Source organism: Xenorhabdus cabanillasii (assembly GCF_003386665.1).
In the GTDB taxonomy this organism is placed as follows: domain Bacteria; phylum Pseudomonadota; class Gammaproteobacteria; order Enterobacterales; family Enterobacteriaceae; genus Xenorhabdus; species Xenorhabdus cabanillasii.
In genome coordinates, this window is record NZ_QTUB01000001.1 from 2588058 (window position 1) to 2602335 (window position 14278).

Genomic DNA, 14278 nt, shown 5'->3' on the forward strand with positions numbered 1-14278 from the left:
TTCGAATAGTGGATTACATGAATACCAAAGCATGAATTGATTTAGGTTGGGTATAGAGCTGCAATCTACTCGTTTGTGTCATAGAGTGCAAGTGACTTGCGAACGGAATGCATTCGTATAATTTATTATGAGAATACCTGAAAGTGCGTTGAATTCGAATTTATATAATCTTCATCCTTCTCAGGAGGATGTATTTTACGAACAGGCACTTTATGAAAATAGTCCAATACACAATCTCGGTTGGTATACTTTTATAGAAAAAGAGATTGATATAGCCCTTTTGCAAAAAGTATGGAATGTGCTGCATCAACATATTGATATGTTGCGTTTGCGTATATCGGTTAATGCAGATAATGAAGCGATACAATATCTTGAAGAACAGAGTAAACCGGAAACAATTATATTTCATGATGTTGCCATGCAGGCTGAACCTGAAAAAGAAGCAAAACTCTGGATGCGGCAACAAATTGAAATTCCGATAGATTATTTAAAGGAAACCCCATACCAGATTTTCTTGATCCGTCTGGCTGATGAAAAGTATTACTTTTTCTCTAAAATCCACCATATTATGATTGATGGTGTCGGTATTTACCGGCTCCATGAGTATGTCCATAAATTATATAAATGTCTTAAGGATGGAACATCAATAGCATGGTTATCAGACATTCCACAATATTTGGCTGTAATTGCCAAGGCAAGAGAATATCTAAATAAACCTCACTATGAAAAAGATAAAAATTATTGGCTTAATTTTCTAAAAGAAAATGAAATACATCAATTAACGCCTTGTTACTCAAATACAGGAAGTAATTATGGAACGTTAATATTACCTCTTTCAATTAAAGAGGATTTGCGTTTTTTTTGTAAAAGATATCAGACTAATCTGCTTGCTATTTTTTCAGGCCTGGTCGTTATGATGATGTCTGAACTTACCGGGCAACAAGAGTTAACTTTTAACACGATCACTCATGGAAGAAAGAAAAAATCAGAAAAATATATTGTTGGCATGAGTGCAAATATATATCCAGTGCATTGTCACATTTCTAATACAGCAAGTGTGATTGAACAGATTAGATTGATAGAGTCCGAACTGAAAAGTGGTTACTATCACTGTAAATTCCCTCAATCTCATCTTATCCGATTAGCTAATCAACACAGGCTTTCCTTACCTAATATATCTATTTTTTATGAACGCTTTTCTGAGTCAGCCTCTGAAGTTTCTGAAAATCAGTATTATCACGTAGATGGAGTATTTAATATTTATCCTATCGTCTTTCGATTGAAAGATTATGGATATGATCAGGAATTAAAAATAACGATCGATTATCGGCAGGAATATTTTAGTGAACTGGATATCAGCCGGATACTTGAACGATTACAAAACCTATTCGTTGCCTTAATCAACAATCCTGCATTGTTAGTCAGTGAGTTACCTATTTTATTAGAGCAGGAACGCCAAACATTACTGCATACCTGGAACCAGCCCGATATACCGTATCCGCAAACCTGTACTCTCCAGCAGCAATTTGAGGTGCAGGCCGCAGCCAGACCGGACAGCGTGGCGCTGGTGTTTGAAGGGGAAACACTGACTTACCGCCAGTTAAATGAACGGGCGAACCAGTTGGCCGCGGTAATCCGGGCACACTATCAGCAGCAGCACAATGTCCCTATGCCTGCTGATACGCTGGTGGCTTTGTATCTGGATCGCAGTCTGGAAATGGTGATCAGCATACTGGCGGTGCTGAAAGCCGGCGGGGCTTATGTGCCGATATCTCCGCAATATCCGCCTGAGCGGATCCGGTTTATTTTGCAAGATACGGCATCACCTTGTGTAGTGACCCAACAGCAGTATCTGGCAACACTGGGGAAATATACCCAGACGCGGGTTAAGCCGCCGGCATTGATAGCTGCGGATGATCAGGCCGTGACAGAAAACCCGCCGCCAGAAAATCCGGCTTCTGTGAATACAGCTGCGGATCTGGCTTACGTCATCTATACATCGGGTACGACCGGGCAACCGAAAGGCGTGTTGCAGACCCATCATAATGTTGTCCGTTTATTCGCGGCCACTCAGGGAGATTATCAGTTTGACCAGAATGATACCTGGGTGCTTTACCATGCTTACACCTTTGATTTCAGTGTCTGGGAATTATGGGGTGCCTTGCTCTATGGCGGGCGTCTGATTATCCCGACAACAGAATACACGAAGGATTTCGGCAGATTCAGCCGCCTCTGCTCTGATCAGAAAGTTACCGTATTAAATCAGACGCCGGGGGCATTTTACGCCTTTATTGAGGCGTCATTGAATATGGATGCTGCATTTCCCCACCTTCGTTACGTGATTTTCGGCGGCGATAAACTGAACCCGGTTCAATTAAAACCCTGGTGGAACCGTTACGGCGATCAATCCCCGGCCCTGATTAATATGTATGGGATCACGGAAACAACCGTACATGTTACCTACAGGAAATTAACCCGGGACGACGCGATAACAGCATCCAATATTGGCCGGCCGTTAAATGACCTGTCTGCCTATGTATTGAATCATACCGGGCAGCCTGTACCGATTGGTGCGCCCGGAGAGTTATACATCGGTGGGGCCGGGCTGGCGCGCGGGTATTTAAACCGGCCTGAACTGACCGCCGGGCGGTTTGTGGCAAATCCGTTTGCCACGGATAAGGACAAAGAGCGCGGTTACACCCGCCTGTATAAAACCGGCGATTTGGTACGCTGGTTATCGGATGGCAATCTGGAATATCTGGGGCGTAATGATTTTCAGGTAAAAATTCGTGGTTATCGTATTGAACCGGGGGAGATTGAAAGCGCACTGGCTTTGCACCCACAGATCAGGCAGGCGGTGGTGATTGATTGTGAACATGAGGGTAATAAAGCCCTGGTGGCCTATTTGGTTGCGGAAAATACGGCTGTGGAAGGCGAACTTTCAGACGATAAGCTGATCAGATACTTATCTGACCGCTTGCCGGAATATATGGTGCCGGCCAGTTTTACCCGTCTTGAGTCTGTACCACTGACCCTGAACGGTAAAGTGGATCGCCGGGCATTACCAGAGCCGGTCTGGGTAAATAGAGACAGTTATGTGGCGCCGCGCAATGCACTGGAAACCCGGCTCTGTGCCATCTGGCAGGAAATATTGGGGCTGGAACGGGTTGGCATTGAGGATAACTTCTTCCGTATCGGGGGCAACTCCCTGACAGCGATTAAGCTGGCTGCGGCCATTCGCCGGACGTTGGCAATGGATGTTTCTCTGGCACAGGTGTTTGAGTTGAAAACGGTTGCCGGATTGGCAGCCCAAATGGGGCAGCAGGTCTCTATTGTCATTCCTCATATTGAGCTTGCCCGTTATCCCTTGTCCTTTGCTCAGGAGCGGATGCTGTTTATTGAGCAGTTTGAACAGGGTACTTATGCCTACCATATTCCTTATTTAATGCTGTTGGATGAAGGAGTTCGCTTATCAGTACTGGAAAGTGCAATCAATCAGGTGGCTGAGCGTCATTCCGTTCTGAAAATGGTCTACCGCAGTGGCGGTGATCAAGCTTATCAACAACCGATTACAGAGCCGCTGGCTTTCAAAACACAGTTTCTTGAGAGTGTTGAGATACTTTGGCAAATATTGCGTACTGAATTAGCTACACCATTCAATTTGACGACAGAGCCGGGTTTGCGCCTGCGCCATTACCAGATTGGTCACAGCCACTATCTTTTGTTCATGTGGCATCATATCGCCATTGATGGCTGGTCGGTGGATATCTTTATGCATGAGCTGGCAGAGGCTTACCATGCCCGGCTCGAAAAGCGGGACAGCCGTCTGCCCGTATTGGAAATCACTTATGGTGACTACGCCCACTGGCAGCGAGAATATTTGCGGGGAGAAGTAGGAGAACGTCAACGGGCATACTGGCAGCAGGCACTGGCGGGGTATGAGCCGTTACTTTTGCCGACCGATCATCCCCGTCCGGTACAGGTAGATTATCAGGGACGAAATTTCGGCTTTACGTTAGGAAGTAAACTTACCGGCCAACTAAAGGCATTGGCAAAACAGCAGGAAACCACCCTATACACTGTTTTATTGAGTGGTTTTTATCTCATGCTGGCGAGGTTATCCGGGCAAAGCGATATTGTACTGGGGACACCGACCGATAACCGCCACCATGCCCAGACTCAATCCCTGATCGGGATGTTTGTTAATTCACTGGTTCTGCGGGCACAGGTGGAACAGACCGGCAGTGTGGAACGTCTGATTGAACACGTTCACGGTGTGATTACTCAGGCCAAAGCCCATCAGGATATGCCGTTTGAACAGTTGGTTGATGCTCTTCAGGTTGAGCGGGATGCGTCCCGTCATCCTGTTTTTCAGGTGCTGTTCGGGCTGCAAGACGCCGGGAAAACACTACAAACAGCCACAGATTTGCCGTTTAGCCCAGTGCAGTTGGATGATTCTCTGTATAGTCCGGCTAAGTTTGATCTGAGCCTGTTTATTGCTGAGGATGCTTCCTGCCTGACAGGGGCGATCAATTACGCTGTCAGCCTGTTTGATGAAATGACCATCGCCCGGATGGCGGCAGGTTATCAGCAGGTATTGACAGCTTTTGTGGCAGATCCACAGCAACCCTTGAGCCGCCTTGACGTGTTGTCGGCGCAGGAGCGTCATACCCTGTTGTCTGGCTGGAACCAGACGGACAGGCCCTGCCTGTCAGAGAATACCCTGTCACAACAATTTGAGGCGCAGGCAGCGGCCACACCGGATAATGCCGCCCTGGAATTTACCGGAGAAACCCTGACCTACCGCCAGCTTAACGAACGGGCCAATCAGTTAGCTGCCGTGATCCGGGCACAGTATCAGCAACAGTGCCAGACCCCGATGCCGGCAGATACGCCGGTGGCGTTATATCTGGATCGCAGTCTGGCGATGATTATCGCTATTCTGGCGGTGTTAAAAGCCGGCGGGGCTTATGTCCCGCTTTCACCGGAATACCCGCCGGAGCGTACCCGCTTTATTCTGGCTGACACACAGACCCCGTGTGTGGTGACTCAGCACCACCATCTGCCCGCCCTGACCGCCTGCACACAGGCACTGACGGTGGCCCCCGTTCTGATTGCCGCCGACGATCCGGCGGTAACCGCCGGTTATCCTGCCGGCAATCTCCCGCCGGTCAGCAGGGCCACCGATTTGGCCTATATCATTTACACGTCAGGCACCACCGGGCAGCCGAAAGGGGTGGCACTGACTCACCGCAGTGTGATGAACCGTCTGGGCTGGATGTTGTCGCGCTACCCTTTCCGGCCCGCCGATAAAATACTGCAAAAAACCCCGTACACCTTTGATGTGTCAGTGTGGGAATTGCTGGCGGCGAACTGGACAGGGGCATGTATTGTGATTGCTCCGCCGGAGGCACATAAACAGCCGGTGGAGTTGCAGCAACTGATCCGGCAAAGTGGCGTGACTGTATTGCATTTTATCCCGTCCATGTTAGGGGCATTCTGCCAGACCCTGGAGGCAATGCATCAGCAGTTACCGGCCGGAGTACGTTATGTTTTCTGTAGCGGGGAAGCGCTGACGGCGTCGCAGGTCAGGGCATTTAACCGGATCCAGACGGGCAACAGTGCCCTTATCAACCTCTATGGGCCGACAGAAGCGGCGATTGAAGTCACCTGTTATGAGACGGACACGGCGTGTCACGGTAATGTGCCGATTGGGCGGGCGATTGATAATGTGCGGCTCTATGTGCTGGACAAATACGGTAATCCTTCCCCGACAGGGGCACCGGGTGAGCTGTACATTGGTGGTGTTTGTCTGGCGCGCGGTTACTGGAACCAGCCGGCCCTGACGGCAGAGAGTTTTGTGCCGAACCCGTTTGCGACAGCGGAAGATGTCGCATTGGGCTATACCCGGCTGTATAAAACCGGGGATTTGGTGCGCTGGCGGCCGGACGGTAATCTGGATTATCTGGGACGCAATGATTTTCAGGTGAAGATTCGTGGTTACCGGATTGAACCGGGGGAGGTTGAAAGTGCGCTGGCGACTCACCCGCAGGTGAAACAGGCGGTGGTGATCGACCGGGAACACGAGGGGGAGCGCGTGCTGGTGGCCTATCTGGTCACGGAGAGCCGGGAGGGGGATGATACCGTGTCGGATGACAGCCTGATCGGGCATCTGTCAGCCCGCCTGCCGGAGTATATGGTGCCGGCCAGTTTTACCCGCATTGAGTCCGTGCCGCTGACGCTGAATGGCAAACTGGATCGCCGGGCTTTACCGGCGCCGGTCTGGGTGAGCCGTGAACAGTATGTGGCGCCGCGTACGGCACTGGAAACCCGGTTATGTATGATCTGGCAGTCGGTATTGGGGCTGACGCGGGTGGGGATTGAAGATAACTTTTTCCGTATCGGGGGGAATTCCCTGCTGGCGATTAAACTGGCAGCCGCTATTCGTCATGCTCTGGCGGTGGATGTACCATTGGTTCAGATCTTTGAGTTAAAAACGATTGCCGGACTGGCAGCCCATATGGGGCAGCAGGTTTGCACGGTGATCCCTCATGTTGAAATGGCGGATTATCCTTTGTCTTTTGTTCAGGAACGGATGCTGTTTATCGAACGTTTTGAGCAAGGAACCCATGTATATCATGTTCCTTATCTTGTTCAGCTAAATGATGGAGATAGTTTGCCGCTACTGGAAATGGCAATTAATCAAGTTGTTGACCGTCATCCGGTGATGAAAACCGTGTACCGTAATGATGATGAGGGACAAGTTTATCAGCAGGTACTTGAAGAACGACTCGCTTTCAAATCACAGTCTTGTCGGAGTGCTGATGATTTTTGGCAAACGGTGCGTACTGAACTGGCAACACCATTTGATCTGACGGCAGAGCCGAGTCTGCGTCTGTGTCACTACATGGTGGCTGAAATGGTGGCTGAAAATCATTACCTGTTATTCATGTGGCACCATATCGCCGTTGATGGCTGGTCGATTGGCATCTTTATGAATGAGCTGGAGGAGTGTTACCACGCTCTGCTGGGATCCCGTAACAGTCAACTGCCTGCTTTGGAGATCAGCTATGGTGATTATGCCAGATGGCAACGCGAGTATCTGCAAGGTGACGTGAGGGAACAGCAGTTAGCATATTGGCAGCAGGTATTGGCGGATTATGAACCTCTGGCTCTGCCAACCGACAGACCGCGACCGGCACAGGTGAATTATGAAGGTCAGAACTTTATTTTTGCGTTGGAATACGGGCTATCGGAACAACTGAGGGCCTTGGCGAGGCAGCAGGAAACGACTTTATATACTGTGTTGCTCAGTGGTTTTTATATCACGTTGGCGAGGCTGTCCGGTCAAAATGACATTGTACTGGGGATGCCTACTGACAACCGGCATCATGTCCAGACTCAGCCATTAATCGGCATGTTTGTTAACTCGCTGGTATTGCGGATGCAGCTCAAACAGACTGGCAGTGTGGAAAATCTGATTAAGCAGACGCACAGCGTAGTTGCACAGGCTAAAGCTCATCAGGATATACCATTTGAACAGCTACTGGATGCACTGGCGATTGAGCGTGATACTGCCCGTCATCCTATTTTCCAGGTCATGTTCGGGTTGCAGAATTTCTATGAAGACTGGTCAGCCGGTGCCAATCTGCCATTTAGTGCCGTTAAATTAGAAGAGTTCCTGCATAGTCCGGCCAAATTTGATCTCAGTCTGTTTATATCTGATGACCAGCCTTGCCTGACTGGTTGCATCAACTATGCGGTGAATCTGTTTGAGCAGGCAACAATAACCAGAATGGCAGATCTCTACCGGCGTGTCCTGACCACTTTTGTGGTGGATCAGAAGCAATCTCTCGCCACGATTAATGTACTGTCAGAGCAGGAACGTCATACTCTGCTCTATAGCTGGAACCAGACGGATACTCCATACCCGCAAGATTGCACACTCCAGCAGCAGTTTGAGGCACAGGTTGTAGCCACACCTGATCATATTGCGCTGGTATTCGAAGGGGAAAGCCTGACTTACTGCCAGCTCAATGAACGGGCAAATCAGTTAGCTTCTGCTATTCGTGGACATTATCAGCAGCAACACCATGAACCAATGCCCGTTGATACCCCCGTGGCTTTGTATCTGGATCGCAGTCTGGAAATGGTGATCAGTATGCTGGCGGCACTGAAAGCGGGCGGTGCTTATGTGCCGATCTCTCCAGAATATCCCGCTGAGCGTGTCCGCTTTATTCTGGCCGATACTCAGGCTCCGTGTGTGGTGACCCAACAGCGGCATTTGTCAGCATTAGAGGCACACAGGCAGATACTGCCTGTCCAGCCTGCTTTGATAGCAGCGGATGATCAGACCGTGACGGCGGGGCAACTGGCAGAAAATCCGGTCTTAATCAACCAGCCGACCGATCTGGCTTATATCATCTACACGTCAGGCACCACTGGTCAGCCAAAAGGCGTAATGGCAGAACATACCTGTGTCCTTAACCTGATCCAGTTTTTCGTCAGAACGCACTTACTGGCACCGCAGGTGAAGACGCTGTTTTTCTCCAATTATGTGTTTGATGCCTCTGTTGCAGAGGTTTTCCCGGCCCTGATAGCGGGTGCCACATTATATATCATACCTGCGACTGTAACCGGAGACAGTGAGCAACTGCTGGCGTTTATCAATCAGCATAAGATCACCAGGGCATTTATTCCTACCGCCTTAATGAATATAAGCCACTTTTCTGCGGAGTTATTCCGTTCAACCTTGCAGGTGATCCACACCGGTGGAGAGGCTCTTAATGCTCTGTCTGTCCCGCCGCATATCACGCTGTTTAACCAGTATGGCCCGACGGAAATCACCGTGTGTGCCAGCCAGAACTTAGTGCTGCACGGCGATCGGGCTATTGGTCAGGGGATTGATAACACCCGTCTGTATGTGCTGGATGAAAATGGTAACGTGGCCCCGATTGGCGCACCGGGGGAACTGTATATCGGTGGTGCGGGTGTAGCACGCGGGTATTTAAACCAGCCTGAGCTGACTGCTGAGCGGTTTGTGGCAAATCCGTTTGCCACCATTGAAGACAAGGCTAAAGGTTACACCCGCCTGTATAAAACCGGGGATCTGGTGCGCTGGCGGCCGGATGGCAAGCTGGACTATCTGGGGCGCAATGATTTTCAGGTCAAAATCCGTGGTTACCGCATTGAACTGGGGGAAATTGAGAGTGCACTGGCGAGCCATCCACAGGTAAAACAGGCGATAGTGATTGACCGGGAGCATGAGGGGCATAAGGCACTGGCCGCTTATCTGATTACTGACGGGAGCATAGAAGATCAGAGCCTGATTGAACATATATCAGCCCGCCTGCCTGAATATATGATCCCCGCCAGTTTTACCCGCATTGAGTCAGTGCCGTTGACCCTGAATGGTAAGTTAGATCGCCGGGCATTACCGGAACCAACGTGGGGGAACAAGGGGGGATATGTTGCGCCACGTACAGAACTGGAAACCCAACTTTGTGCTATCTGGCGGAAGGTTTTAGGAGTGGAACGAGTTGGCATTGAGGACAACTTTTTCCGCATTGGTGGTAATTCAATTATGGCCACCAAGCTGGCAGCCGCTATTCGTCGTACCTTGTCAGTGGATCTCCCGTTGATACAGTTGTTTGAGTTGAAAACGGTTGCTCAGTTATCTGCTCACATGATGGGGCCGCAAAGCTGCACGGTGATCCCACATGTCGAATTGACCCGTTATCCTTTGTCATTTGCTCAGGAGCGGTTGCTGTTTATTGAACAATTTGAACAGGGTTCTCATGTTTATCATGTTCCTTATCTGGTGTTACTGGATGAAGGTGCTGACCTGTCTCTGCTGGAAACAGCGATTAATCAGATTGTTGATCGCCATCCGGTGATGAAAACCGTCTACCGTAATGATGATAAGGGGTTGGCTTATCAGCAAGTGCTGGATGGGCATATTCTGCTCAGGTCACAGCTTTGTGAAGGAACTCACTCACTGTTACAGACGGTACGTACTGAGCTTGTTATTCCGTTTGATCTGGCATCTGAACCAAGCCTGCGTCTGCGTCACTACCAAGTAGCGGAACAACATTACCTGCTGATGATATGGCACCATATTGCTATTGATGGCTGGTCTGTCGATATCTTTATGGATGAACTGGCAAAAATTTATCAGGCGCTGTCAGCGAACCGTGACAGTCAACTGCCGCCGCTTGATATCACCTATGGCGACTACGCCAAGTGGCAACGCGAATACTTGCAGGGGGAAGTACGTGAACGTCATTTAGCGTACTGGCAGCAGGCTCTGGCGGGCTATGAACCTTTGTCACTACCAACCGACCGATCACGACCGGCACAAATCGATTATCAGGGGCGGGATTTCCATTTTGTGTTGGAAAGAGAACTTTCTGATCAACTGAGGGCGCTGGCAAAACAGCAGGAAACGACGCTGTTTACCGTATTACTCAGTGGCTTTTATCTCATGCTGGCGAAACTGTCCGGGCAGAATGACATCGTACTGGGAACGCCGACTGATAACCGGCACCATGTCCAGACTCAGCCACTGATTGGTATGTTTGTAAACTCATTAGTATTACGGGCGCAACTTGAGCAGGGCAACAGTGTGGCTCATCTGATAAAACAGACACACACTGTTATTGCTCAGGCCAAATCCCATCAGGATATGCCGTTTGAACAGCTGATTGATGCACTGAAAGTTGAACGTGATGCGACTCGTCACCCGATTTTCCAAATTATGTTTGGATTGCAGAATTTTGCTGAAGGGCAACAGGTAGCGTCAGGTCTGCCATTCAGCACCGTGGATCTGGATGACACGTTATACAGCCCTGCCAAGTTTGATCTGAGTCTGTTTATGTCCGACGGCAAAGACAGTATCGCGGGTGGTATCAATTACGCTATCAGCTTGTTTGATGAGTCAACAATAGCCCGGATGGCAGATCTCTATCAGCGTGTCCTGATTGCTTTTGTGATGGATCAGAAGCAAACGCTGGCGGAGATTGATGTGGTGTCAGAACAGGAACGTCATACTCTGCTCAATAGCTGGAACCAGACAGATGTTCTGTATCCGCAAGATTACACACTCCAGCAGCAGTTTGAAGTACAGGTTGCAGCCACACCGGATAACATTGCGCTGGTATTCGAAGAGGAAAGTCTGACCTACCGTCAGTTAAATGAACGGGCAAACCAGCTGGCCTGTGCGATTCGCCAACATTATCAGCAGCAACATCATGCGCCGATGCCCGTTGATACCCCCGTGGCTCTGTATCTGGATCGCAATCTGGAAATGGTGATCAGTATGCTGGCGGTGCTGAAAGCCGGTGGTGCTTATGTTCCTGTCTCTCCCTCTTATCCGGTAGAGCGGGTTCAGTTTATTTTAGAAGACACCCGCTCACCCTGCATAGTGACTCAGCAACAGTACCTGGCCCCATTGGCAGAATACACGCACTTGTTGGGGGAACAGCCCGCTCTGATAGCGGCAGATGATCAGGCCGTGACCGCTGGTCAGCCAGCCGAAAATCCGGTCTTAATCAACCAGCCGACCGATCTGGCTTATATCATCTACACGTCAGGCACCACCGGTCAGCCAAAAGGGGTGATGGTGGAGCATAGCAGTGTTCAGAATCTGATTCAGTTTATTGCCAGAACACATTTACTGGCACCGCGGGTGAAAGCGCTGTTTTTCTCCAATTACGTGTTTGATGCTTCTGTTTTTGAAGTTTTCCCGGTGCTGATGTCCGGTGCCGCCTTGTATATTGCTCCCGCTGCGGTAACCGGAGACAGTGAGAAACTGCTGGCGTTTATTAATCAACATAAGATCACCAAAGCCTTTATTCCCACTGTCTTAATGAACCATTTTTCTGCCGAGTTATTCCGCTCAACCTTGCAGGTGATCCACACCGGTGGAGAGGCTCTTAATGCTCTGTCTGTCCCGCCGCATATCACGCTGTTTAACCAGTATGGTCCGACGGAAATTACCGTGTGTGCCAGCCAGAACCTGTTGCAGCACGGCGATCGGGCCATTGGGCAGGGGATCGATAACACCCGTCTGTATGTGCTGGATGAACAGGGTAATCTGTCCCCGATCGGTGCGCCGGGGGAACTGTATGTCGGTGGTGCCGGGGTGGCACGCGGGTATTTAAACCAGCCTGAACTCACCGCTGAGCGGTTTGTGGTCAACCCGTTTGCCACCGACGAAGACAGGGCACGGGGTTATACCCGGCTGTACAAAACCGGCGATCTGGTACGCTGGCGGCCGGATGGCAAGCTGGACTATCTGGGACGCAATGATTATCAGGTCAAAATCCGGGGCTACCGTATTGAATTGGGAGAAATTGAAAGCGCGCTGGCGGCACATCCGCAGGTAAAACAGGCGGTAGTGATTGATTGGGAGCAGGAAGGTCACAAAGTGCTGGCGGCTTATCTGGTGAGCGAGGGGAATATATCTGATGACGCTCTGACTGAACATCTCTCCGGTCGTCTGCCGGAGTATATGATACCGGCCCGCTTTATCCGCATTGAGTCAGTGCCGTTGACCCTGAATGGTAAGTTAGATCGCCGGGCATTACCGGAACCGGTCTGGGGCAACCGGGACAGTTATGTAGCACCGCGCAATGCACTGGAAACCCGGCTTTGTACTCTCTGGCAGGAGATATTAGGGCTGACACAGGTAGGCATTGAAGATAATTTCTTTCGTATCGGCGGCGATTCGATTGTCAGTATTCAACTGGTCTCTAAACTCCGGCAGTCTGGCTTTGCTGTGCAGGTTAAATCGATTTTTGAAGCGCCAACGGTGGCCCGTCTGGCACAGATACTGGCACAGGAGCAGCAGACAGTCAGTGTGGTGGCCGAACAGGGCAAATTAAGCGGGGAATTTGGCTTATTGCCTGTCCAGCAGGATTTCTTCAACCGCCAGTTACCGCAGCCACACCACTGGAACCAGGCCTTTATGATCCGCCTGCCCGGTACAATCAAGCACGGCGATATCGAAAAGGCGCTGAATCAACTGGCTGAACGACACGATATGTTGCGTGTCCACTTTGTTGAAACGGCAGCGGGTTACCGTCAGTGTTATCAGGCCGGTATGCCTTCATGGTTGCCTGCATTACGGCATTGTGATGTCAATCAGTGGGATGACGCGACATTACATCAGCAACTGACCGAATGGCAGAGCCGCTTTGATTATTGTCACGGGCCTCTGTGGCAGGCAGCGCATCTGACCGGATATGCAGACGGGAGTGCCCGCTTATTCTTTGCGTTTCACCATCTGATCATTGATGCCGTGTCCTGGCGGATCATTGCAGAAGATATGCGTTTATTGCTACAGAGTGACGCACTACAGGGTAATACCTTGCCGGCAAAAACCAGCAGTTACCGGCAGTGGGTCAGCGCTGTGCATCGCTATGCCGAATGCCATCAGGATGAAATATCCTACTGGCAACCGGTCATGGCGGAGAGCAGGGCTTATCCTGTAGCGGGGGAACTCAGTCAGCATAAGGTGGCTATCTCTGAGGCACTGACCGAGACTTTATTGCGTGAGGCGAATGCCGGTTATCACACCGAAATTAATGACTTATTGTTGAGTGCCCTCACGCTGGCCTTGCAGGCGTGTTTTTCACGGCCGGACAACCTTATCTTGCTGGAAGGTCACGGGCGGGAACATATCGATAATACATTGGATGTTTCTGAAACCGTAGGCTGGTTTACAACCCTGTATCCTGTCCGGCTGGCAATGCAGGCCGATGTGACTGAAACCATTATCCATACCAAAGAGATGCTCAGGGCCGTGCCGAATAAAGGGCTGGGTTATGGTGCTCTGCATCAGGCCGGGTATTTAGCGGGTAATCTGCCGATGATCAGTTTCAACTACCTCGGTCAGTTAGGGGGAGAGGCGGGAGAACAGGACTGGTCAATCACCAGCGACGATTGCGGAACCATGATAGCTGACAGCAATAAGAGCCATTTGTTACTGGATATTAACGGTGCAGTGCAGGAAGGCAGATTGCAGTTCAGTGTGAATTCCCGTTTACCACAACACCAGACACAGGCACTTATTACCGCGTTTGAACAGGCCCTGATGACTATTATCAAAACCGCTCAGCAACAGGCTCAGGCGGGAGGCGTGAAGACTCCGAGTGATTACGGCATTAAAGGAGTTTCAATCGAGCAGTTAAATCAACTGACTCAGCGTCTTGGTCATGCGAGTAATGAAAATTCGCACCTCCATTCAGAAAAGAAAACCATTTTGGATGTGTAACGA

Annotated in this window: 1 protein-coding gene; it reads left to right on the forward strand. The window is 50.1% G+C overall.

Annotation, left to right across the window (positions count from 1 at the left end):
* The first annotated feature begins 148 nt into the window (after positions 1-148).
* Complete coding sequence (locus BDD26_RS12305; RefSeq protein ID WP_244922727.1) at positions 149-14275, forward strand: non-ribosomal peptide synthetase; 14127 nt, start codon at positions 149-151, stop codon at positions 14273-14275.
* Positions 14276-14278: the final 3 nt, after the last annotated feature.